This is a genomic window from Gluconacetobacter azotocaptans (assembly GCF_014174355.1).
GTDB classification, from domain to species: Bacteria; Pseudomonadota; Alphaproteobacteria; order Acetobacterales; family Acetobacteraceae; genus Gluconacetobacter; species Gluconacetobacter azotocaptans.
Map to the genome: position 1 here is coordinate 39,300 of NZ_JABEQF010000020.1, position 19,147 is coordinate 58,446.

The 19,147-nt window shown below is 69.9% G+C and carries 15 protein-coding genes; 3 read left to right on the forward strand and 12 right to left on the reverse strand.

Going from position 1 to position 19,147, the window contains the following annotated elements:
* Positions 1-32 precede the first annotated feature (32 nt).
* The 9 genes from HLH34_RS17360 to hpnA form a co-directional block, all read right to left on the reverse strand.
* On the reverse strand, positions 33-1,238 hold the full coding sequence (locus tag HLH34_RS17360) for an acetate/propionate family kinase (protein ID WP_183120821.1): 1,206 nt from the start codon (positions 1,236-1,238) through the stop codon (positions 33-35).
* A gap of 118 nt (positions 1,239-1,356) precedes the next feature.
* A complete protein-coding gene (locus HLH34_RS17365; RefSeq protein WP_183120822.1) occupies positions 1,357-3,882 on the reverse strand; it encodes a glycosyltransferase family 2 protein in 2,526 nt (841 codons plus the stop codon).
* A gap of 158 nt (positions 3,883-4,040) precedes the next feature.
* Positions 4,041-4,781 (reverse strand): phosphorylase family protein, encoded by a 741-nt coding sequence (locus HLH34_RS17370; protein ID WP_373318634.1) that lies wholly within the window; start codon positions 4,779-4,781, stop codon positions 4,041-4,043.
* Positions 4,778-6,769, reverse strand: coding sequence for a squalene--hopene cyclase (gene shc, locus HLH34_RS17375; RefSeq protein WP_183120823.1), 1,992 nt, complete (start codon positions 6,767-6,769; stop codon positions 4,778-4,780). The genes HLH34_RS17370 and shc overlap by 4 nt, the downstream gene beginning before the upstream one ends.
* 70 nt (positions 6,770-6,839) lie before the next feature.
* A complete protein-coding gene (gene hpnE, locus HLH34_RS17380) occupies positions 6,840-8,153 on the reverse strand; it encodes a hydroxysqualene dehydroxylase HpnE (RefSeq protein ID WP_183120824.1) in 1,314 nt (437 codons plus the stop codon).
* Positions 8,154-8,157: 4 nt separating this feature from the next.
* The gene (gene hpnD / locus HLH34_RS17385; protein WP_183120825.1) at positions 8,158-9,057 is read right to left on the reverse strand and encodes a presqualene diphosphate synthase HpnD; all 900 of its coding nucleotides are present in this window, start codon (positions 9,055-9,057) and stop codon (positions 8,158-8,160) included.
* Positions 9,058-9,086: 29 nt separating this feature from the next.
* Positions 9,087-9,989, reverse strand: coding sequence for a squalene synthase HpnC (gene hpnC / locus HLH34_RS17390; RefSeq protein ID WP_183120826.1), 903 nt, complete (start codon positions 9,987-9,989; stop codon positions 9,087-9,089).
* A gap of 44 nt (positions 9,990-10,033) precedes the next feature.
* A complete protein-coding gene (locus HLH34_RS17395) occupies positions 10,034-11,221 on the reverse strand; it encodes a glycosyltransferase (protein ID WP_183120827.1) in 1,188 nt (395 codons plus the stop codon).
* A 12-nt stretch (positions 11,222-11,233) separates the two neighbouring features.
* Positions 11,234-12,229 (reverse strand): hopanoid-associated sugar epimerase, encoded by a 996-nt coding sequence (gene hpnA, locus HLH34_RS17400; protein WP_183120828.1) that lies wholly within the window; start codon positions 12,227-12,229, stop codon positions 11,234-11,236.
* A 191-nt stretch (positions 12,230-12,420) separates the two neighbouring features.
* Between hpnA and HLH34_RS17405 the strand changes: the two genes are divergently transcribed.
* Positions 12,421-13,479, forward strand: coding sequence for a lysylphosphatidylglycerol synthase domain-containing protein (locus HLH34_RS17405; RefSeq protein ID WP_183120829.1), 1,059 nt, complete (start codon positions 12,421-12,423; stop codon positions 13,477-13,479).
* 13 nt (positions 13,480-13,492) lie between these two features.
* A complete protein-coding gene (locus HLH34_RS17410) occupies positions 13,493-14,401 on the forward strand; it encodes a prephenate dehydrogenase/arogenate dehydrogenase family protein (protein WP_183120830.1) in 909 nt (302 codons plus the stop codon).
* Between the two features lie 67 nt (positions 14,402-14,468).
* Here the strand turns inward: HLH34_RS17410 and HLH34_RS17415 are convergent, their stop codons facing one another.
* From HLH34_RS17415 to HLH34_RS17425, 3 genes are all read right to left on the reverse strand, one after another.
* On the reverse strand, positions 14,469-16,103 hold the full coding sequence (locus tag HLH34_RS17415; RefSeq protein ID WP_183120831.1) for an NAD-dependent malic enzyme: 1,635 nt from the start codon (positions 16,101-16,103) through the stop codon (positions 14,469-14,471).
* A 73-nt stretch (positions 16,104-16,176) separates the two neighbouring features.
* Positions 16,177-16,842 (reverse strand): histidine phosphatase family protein, encoded by a 666-nt coding sequence (locus HLH34_RS17420; protein ID WP_183120832.1) that lies wholly within the window; start codon positions 16,840-16,842, stop codon positions 16,177-16,179.
* Positions 16,839-18,947, reverse strand: a complete 2,109-nt coding sequence (locus HLH34_RS17425; protein ID WP_183120833.1) for a hypothetical protein — start codon at positions 18,945-18,947, stop codon at positions 16,839-16,841. The genes HLH34_RS17420 and HLH34_RS17425 overlap by 4 nt, the downstream gene beginning before the upstream one ends.
* Before the next feature lie 89 nt (positions 18,948-19,036).
* Here HLH34_RS17425 and HLH34_RS19530 point away from each other — a divergent pair.
* Positions 19,037-19,147, forward strand: a 111-nt coding sequence (locus HLH34_RS19530) for an NAD-dependent epimerase/dehydratase family protein (protein WP_183120834.1), incomplete at its 3' end; no start/stop codon positions are given.

The window sequence follows — 19,147 nt, forward strand, 5'->3', positions numbered from 1 at the left end:
GGTCCTTTCGAAACTGTCGCGCAGGGGAACGGTCAGGCCCCTGCCAGGCAATCCGCGACATGGCGGCGGATCATGCTTTCCTCGTCGGTCGGGATCACGCGGACCTCCACCGTGCTGTCCGGGGTGCTGATCACCGCGGCGTGGGCCGCGTTGGCGCCCGCGTCCAGCCGGACGCCCAGCCAGCCCAGGCGCGCGCAGGCCGCCGCGCGCACCGCGGCATCATGCTCGCCGATGCCGGCGGTAAAGACCAGCCCGTCCAGCCCCCCCAGCACCGCCGCCATCGCACCCACCTGCTGCACCAGGCGGTAGGCGAACAGATCCAGCGCCTCGCGCGCCTGGGCGTCGCCGGCGGCGCGGCCCTGAAGGTCGCGCATGTCGCTGGACACGTCCGACACGCCCAGCAGGCCCGAATGCCGGTACAGCACGTCCTCGATCGCGGCGGCGTCCAGCCCTTCGGCGCGCAGCATGTACAGGATGACCCCGGGGTCGAGCTGTCCGCAGCGCGTGCCCATCACCAGTCCGTCCAGCACCGAGAACCCCATCGTGGTCTCGACGCTGCGTCCGGCGTCCAGCGCGCACAGGCTGGCCCCGTTGCCCAGATGCGCCACCACCGTCCGCCCCGCCGCCAGCCGCTGCGACAGGCCCAGCAGGCAGGACGCGATATATTCGTAGGACAGGCCGTGAAACCCGTAACGCCGCACCCCCCGCTGCCCATAGGCGCGCGGCAGCGCCAGCCGCGTCGCCGCCGCCGGCATGGTGTGGTGGAAGGCGGTGTCGAAACACGCCACCTGCGCCAGGTCGGGACGCAACGCCGCCAGGGCGCGGATCGGGCCCAGGCTGGCCGGCTGGTGCAGCGGCGCGAACGGGGTCAGCGCGTCCAGCCGGGTCAGGATATCCGGCGTGATCCGCACCGGCTGGATAAAATCGGGCCCGCCATGCACCACCCGGTGCCCCACCCCCGCCAGCGGCACGTCGCCCAGATGGGACGTTACCCAGTCGATCAGGCTGCCGACCGGGCCCTGATGGGCGTCCGTGGTGTCGGCCGGGTCGGGGGCCGGCCAGGTCCGTTCGGCCAGCACATGCCCGTCGGCGTCCACGGCGCGGAAATGCGGATGGGTGGTGATGCCTTCCAGTTCGCCCGAGGCGATGCGCCGCGCCGCTCCCCCCTCATCCTGATGGAACAGGGCGAACTTGACGCTGGACGAACCGGCATTGAGCGCGAGTACCGCCGTTGCCATGACATGTCCCTTCCATCCCGTACGGCGGGTAACCTAACAGGCCGGAGGACGAAAGGACATTGACCCGTGTCAAACCCGGCCCCCACCGGGCCGGGCGGAAGGGGCCGGAAGGGCCGCGTCAGGAGGGCGGAGCCGCCGGGTCCGCCAGGTCGAAGAACGGTTGCAGGTCGACGGTGAAATGGCGGGAGTAGGCCGGATCGTTGCGATAGATCGGCCGGTCGCGCCATTTTTCCTGCATGAACTGCGTTTCCGCGAAGAAGCGGGCCTCGGTCTCGGGCCGGTTGTCGCTGCCGCGTGACAAGCTTTCGTGATGATAGGCGACGAATTCGTTGCACTGGATGATGCGGTAGCCGGCCTCGCGCACGCGCAGGCACAGATCGACGTCGTTATAGGCGACGGTCAGGTTCTGTTCGTCGAACCCGCCGAGGGCGCGGAACAGGTCGGCGCGGATCAGCATCCCCGCCGCCGTCACGGCCGAGACCTCGTGCGAGAGCTGCGCCCGCCCGATGAAGCCGTACTCGTTGCCGTCCAGCCCGCGATGCACATGGGCCGCAACGCCGGCCGGCCCCACCACGACGCCGACATGCTGCACCGTGTCGTTGGGATAGAGCAGCTTGCCGCCGACGATGCCGATATCGTCGCAGGACATCGCCTCGTTCACGAGCGTCTTCAGCCAGCCGGCATCGCGGACGAAGACGTCGTTGTTCATGAAGAAGTAAAAATCGGCGCTGCTGTCCCGCGTCGCCAGATTGTTCAGGCGGGAATAGTTGAACCCCTCCTCGACCGTCAGGACGCGGACCCGGGGGGTGGCGGCCATTTCGGCGCAGAACAGTTCGGCCTCGCGCGTCAGGGACCAGTTGTTGACCAGGATGATATCGTACTTGCGATAATCGGTCGTCGCCAGCACCGTCTCGACGCACCGGCGGGTGATGTCGATCTGGTCCTTGAACGGGATGATGACGGTGACCGAGGGCTGGGCGCGCGGGGCCTTCCAGTCCACGCGATACAGGGTCAGCCCCCGCAGCGACGACACGCTGGCCTTCTTGCCGACCCGCTTGAGGTGGTCGCCGACGCAGCGGACGCCGGCGTCGATCGCGTAGGTCTTGTTGCCGATCGCCACCGCCGTGGAATTCGGCGTCTTGCGCCAGTGATACAGGACTTCCGGCACATGATGGATCTGGGCGTGCGGGACCGCCTCGGTCAGCCGCAGGACCAGATCGTGGTCCTGCGCGCCGTCGTACTCCGACCGGATCTCGCCCACCGCGCGCATGACGGCGGCATCGACCATCATCAGATGGCAGATGTAGTTGCAGCCCAGCAGATAGCGATAGTTGAAATCGGGCTTCAGGTTCGGCTCAAGGAAATAACCGGCCTGGTCGATCTTGTCCTCGTCCGAATACAGGATCTTCGCCCCGGTCCGGCGCGCATCCGCCACCATGACCTCCAGCGCCACATCGACCAGCAGGTCGTCATGGTCGAAGAAGACGATCCACTCCCCCCGCGCCGCCTTCAGCCCCACGTTGGTCGCCCCGGCGATGCCGAGATTCTTCTTCAGCGGCACCGAGCGGATGCGGGAATCGGCCCGGCAATATTCCTCGATCCGCGCCGCCACCGGAACGGACTTCATCCCGTCATCGACGATGATCAGTTCCCAGTTCCGGTAGGTCTGCGCGATGACCGATTCCACCGCCGCGGTGAAATCGTTCATTTCCGGCTTGTAGGTCGGGCAGATCACGCTGACCAGCGGTTCGGCCGCCGGGTGTCCGTCCGCCGCGCGCCGTTCGGCCATGCGGGCGCGCAGACTGTCGTAATAGGCGCGCGCCCAGCGGTCGTAATCGCCCAGATTGTAGCCCGGGCTTGGGATCAGATCGACCATCTGCCGCCGCAGGGACGTGATTTCCCCATGCAGGCGCGCGATGGTTGCGGACAGATCGAGCAACCGGCCTTCGAGCTGGTCGGTGACGATCGAGGTCTCGACCGGGCTGCCGCCCAGTTCGACATTCTCGGGCATGACGAAGAAGCGGAACCGCACCGCGCCGAACCGGCGGCGGGAATTGGGCACCACGAGTTCGAACCCGCAATTGGCCTCGCCCCCGATGGCCGCCGTCACGTCGCCGCGATAGCGATCGGCCCGCACCTGCGCGATGGGGGCGTCGTCCATCGTCACCAGGATGTGGCAATGGCCGCCGACCTCGCCGGTCAGCGTGTCGATCCGCTGGATCCAGCCCCGCAGCGCCCCGGATTTCAGCCCGTCGACGAACGACCGGTATTCGTATTTCGAGCGAATCCGGAATGTGCAACTGTCGCTGAGCCGCGACGGATCTTCCGGGTCCAGCGTCGGCACCACCGACCGGTCGGGAAAGCGCAGCGACAGGCTGTGCGGGCGATCGTCGATGAACTGGTCGGGAATGGGAAAGGCAAACCCCAGGCCGGTGGCGGTCGTGCCCAGGACCTGCTGCACATCCGGACGGGGCTGCCCGCACCGGATGGTCCCGACCTCCTGCTCGTCGATCAGGACATGAAGTTCCGTGACGTCTTCGGGCGCGTTGGCGTCGAACGCCCAGCCCACCGCCAGCCTGCCCGTCACGCCATCGAAATGACCCTGGAAATTCGTCAACTGACGAAGCGGAACCGGACTGGACATGCACCCTCTTTTCAGACAGGCAAGGCCGCCGCGGAACGCAATCTCCGTCATGCCACCTCGCCGGACAAATCCGACGGGTCCAGCACAGACGTGAAACATTGAAATTAAATTAAGGGATTGGCCGAAATGTCGGGCTTTGCCCGACCGTCCTGTGGTGTTTACGACGTCTGGAAAAAGCGGCCGCGCAGAAAGGCGACGGCCCGCGACCGCGCCTGCGCCGCGTCGCGGCCCAGCGTCACCAGGGCCGGGATCTGCCAGGGGCGCCGCAGGACGCTGGCCAGGATGCGGCCGATGCCGATGCCGCCGTCCGGCCCCAGCGCCAGCACCGCCGCCGGCGGCAGGCTGCGGTTCGCCGGATCACAGACCACGCGCAGCACCGCGAACGGTACCCCAGCCCGTGCGCATGCCTCGGCGACGATGCCGCTTTCCATATCCAGCCCGGCGCAGCCAGTGCGGTGGAAGCAGGCGCCCTTGCGTCCGGCGGTCACCACCACATCGTCACTGTGCAGCAGATCGGCCGGCATGATGTCGGGGCGGCCGTCGCCCAGCCAGGCCAGCCAGGCCGGATCGGCCGGCAGGCGCCGCCCGTCGGGCAGTGCGACATGGCGCGGCACCAGAATCGCGCCGGGCCGCAGGGCCGGGTCCAGCCCGGCCGCCAGCCCGAAGGACAGGATCGCATCCACCCCCGCGTGCAGCAGGCGCGCCACGGCGGCTTCGGCCCCGGCGCGGGTGGCGCCGCTGACGCCGATCGCGGCGTGGGGCGCGAAGGCGCGGATCAGCGCGGCCTCGGCTTCCATACCCACGACGATGCCCGGCCGCGCGGCCGGCATCCCGCCTGGGCTGTTACCCTGCCCCGATACCGGCGCGTCCTGCGCCGTTCCCGATCCGTCCGGCATCAGAAGCCGAACGCGACGTGGCAGCTGTTGCTGGAGGCCAGGTTGCGATAGCGCGACAGCGCCATCAGCGGGAAGAACTGGCGATAGCCATGATAGCGCAGGTAGAAGACCTTGGGGAAACCAACCGCGTTGTACGGTTCCTCGTCCCACTCGCCGTCCGCGTTCTGCATCCGCGTCAGGAAGGCCATGCCGCGCGCCACCGCCGGGTCGCCATGCAGGCCCGCCGCCATCAGGCCCAGCACCGCCCAGGCGGTCTGCGACGGCAGGCTTTCGTGATAGATGCCGGGGGTGGCGCCTTCGTACGACGCGCAATCCTCGCCCCAGCCGCCGTCCTCGCGCTGGACGGCGCGCAGCCACTCCACCGCCCGGACCATCGACGGGTCGTCATGCGCCACCCCCGCCGCGTTGTACGCGCACAGGACCGACCAGGTGCCGTAGATGTAGTTGGTGCCCCAGCGCCCGAACCAGCAGCCTTCCTTTTCCTGGTCCGACCGCAGGTAGGCGATGCCGCGTTCGATCACCGGCCGGTCCTCGGGGTGGCCGAGCTGCGCCAGGAACGAGATGCAGCGCGCGGTCACGTCCGCCGTCGGCGGATCCAGCAGCGCGCCGTGGTCGGCAAAGGGAATGTGGTTGAGGAATTCGAGGTTGTTGTCGATATCGAACGCACCCCAGCCGCCATTGCTGCTCTGCATCCCGATGATCCACTGGCGGGCGCGTTCGATCGCCTCGTCATTCGCGGGATCGCCCTCGCGGTGCAGCAGCATGCCGACCACCGCCGTGTCGTCGACATCCGGGTAATGATCGTTGCGATACTGGAAGGCCCATCCGCCGGGCGCCACGTCCGGGCAGTTGATGGCCCAGTCGCCCTTGACGTCCAGGATCTGGCGGTCACGCAGCCATCCGGCGGCAGCGGCCAGCTTCTGGCGCGTTTCCTCGGGCCGGACGCCGTCGGGGCCGGACGCGGCCTCGATCATTGCGTGGCCGGCCAGGCCGGTGTCCCAGATCGGCGACACGCAGGGCTGGCAATAGGTTTCCTCGCCGTTCTCGACCAGCAGGTTGCGCACCGCCTCCCACGCCGTGGCGGCGCGCGGGTCGCTGTCGGGCACGCCCAGCGCGCGGTACATCATCACCGTGTTGGCCATGGCGGGATAGATCGCGCCCAGCCCGTCGACGCCGTTCAGGCGGGGTTCGATGAAATCGACGGCCGCCTTGATCGCGCGGCGGCGGGTGGCCTCGGGGATCAGCCGTTCCGCCGGGCGCACCAGCTTGTCCACATATTTGAACACGCGGCCCAGCGGCGAGCGGTACGGCCCGCGGATCCAGTCGCGGATGCGCGACGGCGGGGTGACGAACAATTCCTGCACATGCACGCCATGCGGGTTGATCGCGCGCGGGCGCAGGGCCGCCAGCACCAGCAGCGGCGCGATCACCGTCCGCGACCAGTAGGACATGTTCCACATGGAGAAGAACGCCTTGCGCGGCAGCAGCACCAGCTCCACCGGCATGGCGGGCGTGGCATGCCAGGGCACTTCGCCATATAGCGCAAGCTGGAAACGGGTGAAGACGTTGCTGCGCTCGGCCCCGCCATGGTCCAGGATCGCAGCGCGGGCGCGCGCCATGTGCGGGGCATTTATATCGTCGCCGATGGCCTTGAGCGCGAAATACGCCTTCACCGACGCCGAGATGTCGAACTTGCCCCCGTAATACAGCGGCCAGCCGCCGTGCTCGCCCTGGATGCGGCGCAGATAGACGCCGATGCGCGCCTGCAACGCGGGGTCGATCCGGTCCAGGTAATGTTCCAGCAGGACATATTCCGCCGGAATGGTGGCGTCGGCCTCAAGCTCGAACACCCAGTGCCCGTCGTCGTTCTGCCGCCGGCCCAGCGCCGCGTGGGCGCGGTCCGTGGCACGGTCGATGTCCGCCATCGGCACGATCGGGTCCCGTGCGGCGGGGCGAGAGAGATCGAGGGTATCGGTCGCGTTCGGCATCATTCCACGTTCCCCGCCATCCGGCGCGGGCCTGTCCAAATTTCCTGTCCGGAGGGGATCGGCGCGCCGCGCATCACCCCGTCGCCCGGGCGGACCGCCCGCGCGCACGCAGGACGCGTATCGCAGTCGCCCCGGATCTCATTGCACCTTCGATTGTTGCGGGCAACCCCGTGGCCGTCCAGTCCCCCGCCAGCAGCAGGTTGCCCAGCGCCGTTTCGCATCCCGGCCGCAGGCGTTCCTGCGCCGGGGTTGCGGCGAAGGTCGCACGCTTCTCGCGCACCACGCGCATGGGTGGCATCGCGACCGGCAGGGGGCTGGCCAGTGCCGGGTCGAGGGCGGTTCGGACCTCATCCCAGATTGTTGCCGCCAGCGTATCCGGGTCGCGGTCGGCGTAGCGGTTGGCGGCGCTGACGGTGACCGACAGCACGTCGCCCTTGACGAACACCCATTCGCTGATCCCGCCGACGACGCCGATAAAGCGCGCCTGCCCCAGCGCGCCCAGCGCCGAGGGCGGAACAGGCATGCGGAAATGGACGTTCAGGATGCTTTCGAACGCATCCGGCGCGGTGAAGCCCGGCACCTTGCCGGCCAGCAGGCCCGCCGCCACCGGCGCCGGCACCGCCAGGATCACCGTATCGTCCGGCCCCACCGCCACCAGCCGGTCGGGCAGGCGCAGGCCGGTCACCCGCCCGTCGGCGACTTCGACCGCGGCGACGCGGCAGCCGGTCTCGACCTCCGCCTTCAGGATCGACAGATGCGCCAGCGCCGGATCGACGAAGCTTTCCGACAGCCCGACTTCGGGGAAACAGGGAATGCAGGCGCGCCCGCCCTTGGCCAGGCTTTCGCGGACCACCGCCCCCAGCAGGGCGGCGCTGCCGGTATCGCACGGCGTGTTCAGCGCCGAGACCGCGAACGGCGCCAGCAGGCGGCTGGCCAGCATGCCGGGCAGCAGGCAGTCGGCCACCGTTTCCTCCGGCCCGGCCCGGGTCAGGCGCGTCAGGCCACGGATTTCCGACAGGCGCATGCCCGGCACGCGCCGGCGCTTCGACAGCAGCCAGAACGGCAGCCGTCCCCGCGACAGGTCCAGCGTCCAGCGCGACCGGTCGCCAAGATCGACGAAGGGAAAGATCGGCCGGCCGGGACCGGTCAGGCTGCGTTCCGCCCCGATCAGGCCCAGATAGCGGAACACCGCGTCATTCGCCGACAGCAGCAGATGGTTACCGTTGTCGATCCGGCAGCCCAGGTGCCGGTCCTCGTACGACCGGGCGCGGCCGCCGCAGGCCGGCCCGGCCTCGTAGACCGTGATCCGCACCCCGCTGCCCGCCAGTTCGACCGCCGCCGACAGGCCCGCCAGGCCGCCGCCGACGATATGGACATGCCCTGTCATGCGGTCAGCCCACCAGCGCGCGGGCCGCGATCAGCAGCTTGCGCGGGCGCGACAGCGACACCCGCCGTTCCGGCGTGCGCCAGCCCTGCTTTTCCTGCGCCGCCAGGATCGCCGCATAGGTCGCGCCCATCAGGCGCGCCGGCCGCATGGCCTGCCGGTCGCACCGGCCCATCGCCCGGTAGGCGGCACGGAAATGATCGCGCGCGCGGCCGGCCAGCACCCGGCACACGCCTTCCAGCCTGCGGGCACGCGCCACGCGGGCGGGGTCGGCCGGCACGTCGAAGCGCGCCAGAAGTTCGCGCGGCAGGTACAGCCGCCCGCGCGCCGCGTCCTCGGCGATGTCGCGCAGGATGTTGGTAATCTGCAACGCCCGCCCCAGATGGTAGGCCACGCGGTCGGCCTCGGCCGAACTGTCGCCGAACACTCGCACCGACAGCCGCCCCACCGCCGAGGCCACGCGGTCGCAATACAGGTCGAACGTCGCTTCGTCCGGGGCGACGATGGGGCCGGCGGCGTCCATCATCATGCCGTCGATCACCGCGTCGAAATCCGCCTGCCGCAGGTCGAACCGGCGGATCACCACCCCCAGCACCCGGTCCAGCGCATCGGGGGGCGGCGCATCCGGGGCGCGGCCCACGTACAGGCGCGCGATCCGCTCGTGCCAGGCCCGCAGGCGGGCGCACCGGTCCTCGGCATCGCCGTCTTCGTCGTCCGCTATGTCATCGACCAGGCGGCAGAAGGCATAGACGGCGTACATGCCGTACCGCCGGTCCGCCGGCAAAATCCGCATGCCCTTGCCGAACGACGTGCCCGACGCGGCGACCACGCCCTCGACGTCCGCCAGGTCGGCGGGGTCGCATCCCAGGGGGGCCGTGTCCGCCGTTCGCCCGCGTGCAAATCCCATTCCCGCCTTCCCGTTCAAATCCCGCGTCCTCACGCCAGCACCCGCAGCGCGCCCAGGCCCGCCTTTGCGACGTCGCCTTTCGACAGCTTCACCCGCCCGGCCACCGGGTCCTCGCGCCGCAGGCGTTCGGTCAGGCGATGGGCCAGCCCGACGATCACGGCGCTTTCCAGCCGCATGCGCCGGTCCCGCACCAGGGCAGGCAGGCGCGCGGCCTCGCGGTTCAGCATGTCCACCTTGTCCAGCAGGGCGTCGATCACCCGGCGCAGGCCGGGGGACGCGCGGCTGGCGCCCAGGTCGTCCAGCGACGCGCCCTCCCGCGCCAGCCAGGGCAACGGCAGATAGCAGCGATCGAGCACGCGCAGGTCGTCCGCGCAGTCCTGCAAATGGTTCAGCACCTGCAACGACGTGCACAGCGCGTCCGACGGGCCGAACGTGCCCGCGTCCTCGCCATGCAGGCCCAGCAGGAAACGGCCTACCGGATTGGCGGAATAGCGGCAATAGTCCACCAGTTCGTCCCAGGACTGGTACCGCCCCTTCACCGCGTCCTGGCGGAACGCCACGATCAGGTCGGTGGCCGTGGCCGCCGGCACGCCGGTCACCGCCAGCGCCCGCCCGACCCGCACCGCCGTCTGGGCGTCGCGACGCGGCGGGGCCTGGCGGCGGCCCAGCACCACGTCCTCCATCGCGTTCAGGCGCGCGATCTTGGCGTCGGCATCCAGCCGGTCGGTGTCCACGATGTCGTCGATCACCCGCGCGAAATCATAGTACGCATGCACATGCGGGCGCAGCCGGCGGCTGATCAGCAGCGACCCCACGGGAAAATTCTCGTCCGACGCGCCCTTGCCGGACGACACGTCTTCCGTTCCCCACACGGCGTCCGGTGCCGGGGTCCCATTGTTGTTCGGGCTGGCGTTCACGTCCTGTCCTGTCATCCTCGTCATGCCGGGCGGACACTATCGCGTGCCGTGGTCTCTGCCTACCGTGCGCCGGGGATGCCGTCACCGGCCCCCGTCGGTTCGGTGTAGGCGCGGCTTTTCCAGACCACGCCGCGTCCGCGATGATGGTCGATGGCCGACCCGACGGTCGCCGCGGTATAGAACAGCGCCACCAGCGGCAGCAGCGGCGCCCAGGCCGGCGACAGGCGGAAGCGGCGCAGGGTCGGCACGAACGACGCCATCGACGCCCCCCAGGCCAGCACCCCCAGCAGGCGCGTCGCGCCATGGCCGGACAGGGCGAATACCATCGGCGCGATCCAAACCAGCACCATGCCCAGCACCGTGGCCAGCAGCAGCGCCGGCGAATAGCGCAGCTGCACATAGGCGGTACGCGCCACCATGCGCCAGATGTCGCGCGGATGCGGATAGGGGCGGATCGAGCGGGCCAGCCGGCTATGGCCCAGATACAGGCGGCCGCCGCTGCGCTTGACGCGAACGGCCAGGGTGCAATCGTCGATCAGCGCCCCGCGCAGCGCCTCGATCCCGCCGATGCGCGCCAGCGCGCTGCGCCGGATCAGGATCGACCCGCCGGCGGCCCCGGCCACCCGGCTGCGCGGATCGTTGACCCGCGCAAAGGGATAAAGCAGCGCGAAGAAGAAGACGAAGGCCGGCACCAGCATCTGTTCGGCAGCACTCTGGCAGTTCAGCTCCACCATCTCGGACACCTGGTCCAGGCCGTCGGCCTGCGCCTTGGCAACCAGGGTGGCCAGGTGGGCCGGATCGTGCTGGATGTCCGCGTCGGTCAGGAATACGTAGCCCCCCTCGTCCGGCACCTGCCGCCGGGCCTCGGCCACGCCCTGCGCCACCGCCCAGAGCTTGCCGCTCCATCCCGCAGGGCGTTCCTGCCCCGTGATCACCGTCAGGCGGTCCAGCGGGTCGGGCACGGCGCGGGCAAGGGCGCCGGTGCCGTCCGTGCTGTTGTCGTCGACCAGGATCAGGCGCAGCGTCCCGGGATAATCCTGCCCCAGCAGCGAGGCCACGCAGGCCCGCACCGATTCGGCCTCGTCCCGCGCGGGGACGACAATGCAGACGGTGGGCCAGACGGCGGGGGTGGCCCCGTCCGGCAGGGTCGGAGCGAGGATCGGGCCAGCCTGCCAGAACCGGCCATGGAAGAAGACGAGGACGACCCAGATCAGAACAGACAGCAGCGACAGGACCAGCCAGAGCATTCGATCAAATCCTTACCCCAGCATGCCACTCTGACGAAACCAGTCGATGGCGTCGGACACCGCCGCGCGCGCCGGGCGGGGGGCATAGCCCAGTTCGTGCTCCGCCTTGGCCGAGGAAAAGAACATCTTCTTGTGCGACATGGCCAGCATCTCGCGCGTGACGCGGGGCGCGATGCCGAAGCCGCGCGACAGCCATTCCGAAACGACGGCCACCGGCCAGATCACCGATTGCGGCAGGCTGATGCGCGGCGGCCGCACGCCGGCGATGTCCGCCGTCATGGCGAACAGGTCGCGCAGCAGGTAATTCTGGCCGCCCAGGATGTATTTCTGGCCCACGCGGCCGCGTTCCAGTGCCAGCGCGTGCCCTTCGGCGACGTCGTCGACATGGACGATATTGACGCCGGTATCGACATAGGCGGGCATCTTGCCGGCGGCGCAGTCCAGGATCATCTGCCCGGTCGGCGTCGGCTTGATGTCGCGCGGCCCCACCGGGGTCGAGGGGTTGACGACCACCGCCGGCAGGCCGCGTTCGCGCACCAGGCGCAGGACCTCCTGCTCCGCGCGGTATTTGGACCGCTTGTAGATGCCGATCACCGCATGTTCGTGCACCGGCGTGGTCTCGTCCGACACGGTGCCGTCGCCGATCAGCCCCAGCGCCGCGACCGACGAGCAATAGACGATCCGTTCGACCCCGGCCTCCTGCGCCGCGATCATCAGCTGCCGCGTGCCCTCGACATTCGCCATCATCATCGGCGCCGGGTCGGGCACCCACAGCCGGTAGTCGGCGGCGACGTGAAAGACGTAGCGGCAGCCCTTCACCGCCGCCGCGAAGCCCGCAGGCGCCGACAGGTCGCCCTCGACCAGTTCGGCCGGCAGGTCACGGATATTCGTCAGGTCCGCCCCCTTGCGCGCCATCAGGCGCAGCGAATGCCCGCGTTCGAGGAGGTTGCGGGCGACGGCCGAACCGACAAAACCGGTCGCACCGGTCACAAGCGTGGGGGCAGTCATGATGCGGCCGGGTGCTCCGATAACGTGAAGAAGGCGCGCCCGCGGAGAACCCTCGGGCGACAGGGGGTTCATTTATCCCGACACCTCATGGTGGCGCCAGACCCTGCTGTGGTGTAAGTCAGGCCCAACCCATGCGCCGGAACGCCCCGTCAAGGACGCTCGTGGCGCGGCAGACGAAGTGCGATCCATCCTTGAAAAAACTCACGATCCTGCTGGCCTTCCTGGGATTGGCCCTGATTACCGGTTGTACCGCGTGGCTGGGCGCGGGGGCGGTCGTGAAGGCCGTCCTGTCCATCGGACTGGTCGGATTCGGCGCGACGGTGCTGGCCCAGCTTGCGGTCGACGCAATTCTGGGTCTTGCCTGGCACGCGGCTTGCCGCGAGATCGGGCTGGGGCACCTGACAGGCGCGCGCATGGTGCGCGACGCGGCGGCGACCTGCCTGCCGTTCTCGCAACTGGGCGGCATCCTGGTGGGCATCCGCGCGACCTGTTCGGGCCTGGCGCGGCGACAGACCGGTCGCCCCGTCGAATGGCCCGAGGCCGCCAGCGCCAACATCGTCGACCTGACGACCGAGGTGCTGGGCCAGATCGTCTTCGTGCTAGTGGCCGTCGTCTTCCTGGTCGCGCACCAGCAATCCAGCCCGTTCGCCAAGCCGGTCATCATCGGCACCGTCCTGCTGGCCCTGGGCATCGGTGGCTTCATCTGGACGCAGCGGCATGGCGGCACCATCCTCAAGCGGGTCGCGCGGGGGCTCAGCCGCAACATCGCCTCGCAATGGCACAGCGCGCTGCTGAGCAGCGCCGACACCATGCAGCAGCGGCTGGACGAGGTCTGGTCCCATCCCGGCCGCATCGCCGAGGCCGCCCTGCTGCATGTGGTCGCCTGGGTGGGCAGCGCGGCCACGGTGTGGGTGGCCTATTATTTCCTCGGCGCGCATCTCAGCTTCACCGGCGCCATCGCCATCGAGGGCGTGGCGTGCGGCATCATGTCGGCGTCGTTCCTGGTCCCCGCCGGGCTGGGCGTGCAGGAAGCGGCCTACATGGCGCTGGGATCAGCCTTCGGGATCGACCCGTCGCTGTCGCTGGGCCTGTCGCTGCTGCGGCGGGGCCGGGACCTGGTGATCGGCGTCCCGGTGCTGCTGCTGTGGCAGGCATCGGAAATGCGCCTGCTGCGCCAGCGCGAACGCGCCATCCCCCCGGCGCGCGAACAGAAGCCGGCCGCCTATGCCGCGTCGGAACGCTCGCGCTGAAACAGGCCCCGTCATGACCGATTCCATCACCGCCTCTTCCGGTCCGCTGTTCCGCAGGCTGGCCATCATCGGCCCCGGCCTGATCGGCTCGTCCATCCTGCGCCGCGCGCGGCAGGACGGCACGATCGCGGCCCGACTGGTGGCCTGCGACATCAGCCCCGACGTGTGCCGCCGGGTGGCGGAACTGGGCCTGGCGGACGAGGTGGAGCAGGACCCGCTGCGCGCCGTCGCCGACGCCGATTGCGTAATCCTGTGCGTGCCCGTGGGCGCGATCGCCGAAGTCGGGGCCCATGTCCTGCCGGCGATGAAGCCCGGCGCCATCCTCAGCGAGGTCGGGTCGACCAAGCTGTCGATCCTGACCGCCCTCGCCCCCGCGCTGCGCCCCGACGTGCCGTTCGTGCCGACGCACCCGATGGCCGGGACCGAGCATTCCGGCCCCGACGCCGGCTTCGCCACCCTGTTCGACGATCGGTGGTGCCTGCTGACGCCGCTGCCCGAGACGCCGCCGGCTGCCACGGACCTGATCGTGGAGATGTGGCACCGCATGGGCGCGCGCACCCGCGTCATGGACCCGGCCCATCACGACCGGGTCTGCGCGATCGTCAGCCATCTGCCGCATCTGCTGGCCTTCACCATCTGCGGCACCGCCGACGACCTGGCGGACGAAACCCGGTCGGAAGTGCTGGATTTCGCGGCCTCGGGCTTCCGCGACTTCACCCGCATCGCGGCGTCCGACCCGGTGATGTGGCGCGACATCTTCCTGAACAACCGCGAGGCGCTGCTGGAAATGCTGGCCCGCTTCATGGAGGACGCGCAGGCCATGGCCCGCGCCATCCGCTGGGGCGACGAGGAGTTCATCGTCGACCGGATCGAACGCGGCCGGCATATCCGCCGGAGCCTGATCGAAAACCGCCAGGCGTAATCGGGGTCCAGGGCCTCAGGCCCTGGCGTGGTTCGGGGCAGCGCCCCGACCTTTCCGCCCGCCGGTCTCAGTCCGCCAGGTCGTAGGCCGGGCTGTAGGTCATGCCCTCGATCCACGAGCGGATATCGGCGGGGCGGTCCACCTGCGCCATACCGGACTCGAAGATGTATTCGGCCAGGCGGCAGGCCGAGGTGATCTGGACCTCCAGGATCTGGCTTTGCGGCGGGTAGAGCATGCCGCGCGCCTGCGCCGTCACGTCGACCTGGTCGGCCAGGGCGTGCGCGGCCTCGATGATCAGGGCGTCGGTGATCAGGCGCGGCCGGGTGGCATAGGTGGCCAGCCCCAACCCGGGGAAGATGTAGAAATTATTGGCCTGCCCGGGGCGGAAGACGGCCTCGCCGCGCGTGACCTGCGGAAACTGCACCCCCGCCGCGTACAGCGCCCGTCCGTCCGACCAGGCATAGGCCTGTTCGGCCGTGCATTCGGAATGGGGGATCGACAGCGGGAAGATCACCGGCCGCACGTTGATCTCGGCCATCAGCGACACGATTTCGCGCGTGAAGGCCCCGCCGGCGGTGGACACGCCGATCAGCACGCTGGGGCGTACCCGGCGGATGGTGGCGGGCAGGTCGCGCGTGGGCTCGGCCGTGTGGGCGTAGCGGCGCTGCTCGTCGCTCAGGTCGGCGCGCGAGGGTTCGACCAGGCCGTGCACGTCCATCATGGTGATCCGCGCCCGGGCCTCGGCCTGCGACAGGCCCTCGGCCTGCATCGCCTTCACCAGCAGGTCGGACGTGCCCAGCGCCGACGACCCGGCGCCGAGGAACAGGAACGTCTGGTCCGACAGTTTCTCGTCCTTGATCCGCAGGGCGGTGATCAGGCCGGCCAGGGTCACCGAGGCGGTGCCCTGGATGTCGTCGTTGTAGCACAGCACGCGCTCGCGGTACTGTTCGAGGTAGCGGATGGCGTCCGTGCCTTTCCAGTCCTCGAAATGGATGCAGCAGGCAGGGAAGACCTCCTGCACGGCGGCGACGAATTCCGCGACGAAGGCATCCAGTTCGGCCTGGGGCGGCGGCTCGCGCCGCAGGCCCAGATACAGCGGATCGGCGCGCAGAGCGGCGTTGGTGGTGCCGATATCAAGCTGGATGGGCAGCGTCGTCTGCGGCGGCACCGCAGCACAGGCGGTGTAAAGCTGCAGCTTGCCGATGGGGATGCCCATGCCGTTGGCGCCGATGTCGCCCAGCCCCAGGATGCGCCCGCCGGTGGTGACGCAGATGAACCGCACGTCGGCGACCGGCCAGTTGCGCAGGACCTCGGCGATGCGGCCCTTCATCTCCAGGCTGAGATACATGCCCCGGGGGCGGCGATAGATGTGGCTGAAGGCCTTGCAGGCCTCGCCCAGGGTAGGGGCATAGACGATCGGCACGAAACGCGCCGGATCGGACATCAGCACCTTGTAGAACAGGGTCTCGTTCCGGTCGACCAGCGCGGACAGGTAGATGTAGCGTTCCAGGTCGGTCGGCTTGGCGTCCAGATGGCGCAGGGCGCGTTCCGCCTGCCGGTCCAGCGTCTCGATCTGCGGGGGCAGCAGGCCTTCCAGCCCGTAGGCGCGCCGTTCCTCGCGGGTGAAGGCGGTGCCCCGGTTGAAGGCGGGGTCGTTCAGCAGCGCCGTGCCTCGCAGGCTGTGCTGGGCGGATTCGTTCATTTTTATCGCTCTCCCTGAAATTGCATGGCCTTGTCGGGCGGCCTTTTTTGAATCGTCACGGGCAGGGTCGGCGTCAGACCCCCGGCAGTTCGTTGACGGTGACGATGCGCCACGCCTCGGGGAAGCGTTCCACGATCGTCAGCGACAGGTTCTGGATCGAGAAATGCAGGGCCGTATCGGCATGCACGCGCAGGGCATGCGCCAGCGCCGCCCGGATGGCGCCGCCATGGCTGACGACCACCATGTCCTGCCCTTCGTGCCGGCGCGCCAGGCGATCCAGGGTTTCGCCGACGCGGGCGCAGACATTCAGCATGCTTTCGCCGCCGGGCGGGCATTCGGTAGCCGACACCGACCAGAACAGGTGCGGCGGCAGCGTCAGGCAATCGGGCAGTTCGTGATGGCGCAGCCCGTGCCATTCGCCCATCGACTGTTCGGTGAAGCCGGGTTCGACCGTCCAGTCCGCGGGGCCGTAACCGGCCTCCTGAATCGCCTGGGCCGTGCGGTGCGTGCGCCCCAGCGGCGAGGTGAACCACAGCGCTTCGCGCGGCAGGCGGGCCGCCAGCGCCTCGTACATCGGGCGCTGGGCGATCAGGCTGTCGGGGCAGAGCGGCACGTCCAGCGACCCGTAGAGGCGCATCCGGGCATTTTCCTCGACCAGCGCGTGGCGGATCATCCAGAAGCGGGTCACGCCGGGCTGGAGCTTGGGGGTGTCGAGGAAATGGCCGTGATTCTGGTTCATGCAGGCGGATCCGATCGGCAAGGGGGCAGTTTCACCTCGGCATCCATACCCGGATACGGGGCGTAGGTCTGTACCGGCGCGGCCCCGGCGATGGCCGGCCAATGCCGCAGGATCAGCCCGATCTTGGCCACGACCCGCAGTGCATCGCCGATTTCCCGATCCATGCGCCTGTCGGGAACCAGCCCGTCATGCGACGGCTCGCCCGACACAAGGCGCGCGCCCGCCGAGATGCGCAATGCCCCCGCCGGCCCGTCCGCCCGCCCCGCGTGCGGCAGCGGAACCGGCTGGCCGACATGGCACAGCAGGCCGGCCAGGGCGCGGTCCGCCTCCGGCGGGACCAGCCGCGACAGATCGGTGTTGAGCCAGCGATAGAGAGCGCGCGCGTCCTCCAGCGACAGGGGCACGAACGACGCGGCGGACGACGCCGGGTCCCGCACGAAGAACGACAGGATGGTCGGCCGGTCGTCCCAGGCATCGGCCAATGGCGGCCGGACGGGCGCAGGCGCCGGCAGGCGCGCCAGGTCGGGGCTGGCGTCGATGGAGCGTTCGACCGCCGTCAGGAAACGGTCCAGCCGGTCGCGCACCACCGCGCGGGGGATGGCGTGCAGGGCGGTCATTTCCGCCAGCGCCGCCGACCAGCGCAGGGCCAGGCCGATGTTCTCGCCCACGGGCAGCACCTGCCCGGCGGGACAATCGGGCCACGCCCCCCGGTGGCTGTACTGCGCCAGACCCGCCGGCAGGCGCCCGTCCGCCAGCCGCGCCGCCACCCGGGCAGGCAGCAGCAGCGCGCCGCAGAAGGGCGGGCCGGTGAAGAATTTGGACCCGGTGATCATCACCATCCAGCCGCGATCCAGATAGTCGCGCACCCGGCAGGGATCCAGCCGGGCCTGGCAGGCATCGACCACGATGTCGGGCGGCGGCCCGTCCCAGCCCGTCAGCCCGTCCAGCACCGCCATCCCCGGCGCCAGCAGCCCGGTCTTCGACAGGTCCAGCCGGTGCAGCAGCACATGCCGGCCGGCGGCGCGCGCCTGCCGCGCCAGCACCGCACAGTCGCGATCGACCTCGCCGTCCGGGCGCAGCGCGCCGTCGGGGCCGCGCAGGGGCACCGACAGCAGCATGGTGTCCGCCGGGAAGCCGTCGATCAGCCCGCCCTGCCGCACCTGTGCGCCCAGCGCGGTGTCGTTGGCGAAATGGCAACCTTTTGCCGCTAACGGTACGCCACTCCCGGTTTCCTCGGGGGCCAGAAGGATATTGCTGACCGGATGTCCACCAGGTGCCAGCGCAGCCAGAACCAGAGCGTCCAGTTCGCAGTCCGTGCCGGACGGGGCCAGAACCACGCCCTCGTCGTCGGCCAGATGGAAATGCGCGGCGATCCGGGCATGCAGGTCGCGCACCAGCGCCGCGCGCGCGGCCTCGCCCCGCCCGACCATGCCGTCCGTCACCAGGCGCAGCCGCGCGGCCTCGGCCCCCGCGAAGCCGCGTTCGGACAGGGACGAGGCGGTCGAGGAAGCGAAGGTGACCGCCCACGGGCGCGGCCGGTGCGAACAGCCGTAATGATTGAGTCCGGTCGCCGGATCGACGGCCAGGCGGGCATCCCCCCCTTCGGCCATCAGGGCTTCGGCGGGGCCCAGCAGGGGCCACAGACCGGCCAGCAGCACCCGCACGGCGGCGAAGCCATCCGCCGGTATCGCGGTCGCGGGCTGCAAGGGGGCCAGCATCCCCCACACTACCCCCAGGCGGGCGGCGGGCGGCACATCGCCCGCCATGTCGGCGCACCATTCCGCGCCCGGGGACATGCCGCCCTCGGCGACGTCAAGGGCCCGGAACAGGGCCGCGGTACGGGCGGCGCACAGCCCCGCCAGCACCGGGTCCACCCCCGCGACCTCCAGCAGCCGGGCCAGTTCCAGCGCGTGGCGCAGGAAGACCGACGCGACGCCGGGCGGCGCCAGGCAGGGCGCGCCCAGCACGACCCCGCCATCGGCGCCGACCCGGAACGGTATGTCCAGCCCCGGGTCCAGGGCGATACGCCGCCCCCCCGCGATCACCCGCAGGTCCGGCCGTTCGAGGACAAGGATCAGATCCTGGGTCAGCTGTTCGGCAAGCACATGAACATCCCTGTTGTCGCCATCATTATGCGCGCGCGCGCCAGGGTCATCAAATCGGTCGGCAATTCGGCTCGAAACCGGGGGTTTTCATGCGGATTATCGTAACGGGCGGGTGCGGGTTCATCGGATCGGCGGTGGTGCGCCGGCTGATCGGGTTCACGGGACATCAGGTGGTCAATGTGGACTGCCTGACCTACGCG

What these genes read in the sequence shown, in the direction of transcription:
- shc (WP_183120823.1), bottom strand. Translation starts at nt 6,769, where the DNA reads ATGATGCCGAACGCGACCGATACCCTCGATCTCTCTCGCCCCGCCGCA.
- hpnE (WP_183120824.1), bottom strand. Translation starts at nt 8,153, where the DNA reads ATGACAGGGCATGTCCATATCGTCGGCGGCGGCCTGGCGGGCCTGTCG.
- HLH34_RS17410 (WP_183120830.1), top strand. Translation starts at nt 13,493, where the DNA reads ATGACCGATTCCATCACCGCCTCTTCCGGTCCGCTGTTCCGCAGGCTG.
- HLH34_RS17420 (WP_183120832.1), bottom strand. Translation starts at nt 16,842, where the DNA reads ATGAACCAGAATCACGGCCATTTCCTCGACACCCCCAAGCTCCAGCCC.
- hpnD (WP_183120825.1), bottom strand. Translation starts at nt 9,057, where the DNA reads ATGGGATTTGCACGCGGGCGAACGGCGGACACGGCCCCCCTGGGATGC.
- hpnC (WP_183120826.1), bottom strand. Translation starts at nt 9,989, where the DNA reads ATGACAGGACAGGACGTGAACGCCAGCCCGAACAACAATGGGACCCCG.
- HLH34_RS17365 (WP_183120822.1), bottom strand. Translation starts at nt 3,882, where the DNA reads ATGTCCAGTCCGGTTCCGCTTCGTCAGTTGACGAATTTCCAGGGTCAT.
- HLH34_RS17415 (WP_183120831.1), bottom strand. Translation starts at nt 16,103, where the DNA reads ATGAACGAATCCGCCCAGCACAGCCTGCGAGGCACGGCGCTGCTGAAC.
- hpnA (WP_183120828.1), bottom strand. Translation starts at nt 12,229, where the DNA reads ATGACTGCCCCCACGCTTGTGACCGGTGCGACCGGTTTTGTCGGTTCG.
- HLH34_RS17395 (WP_183120827.1), bottom strand. Translation starts at nt 11,221, where the DNA reads ATGCTCTGGCTGGTCCTGTCGCTGCTGTCTGTTCTGATCTGGGTCGTC.
- HLH34_RS17360 (WP_183120821.1), bottom strand. Translation starts at nt 1,238, where the DNA reads ATGGCAACGGCGGTACTCGCGCTCAATGCCGGTTCGTCCAGCGTCAAG.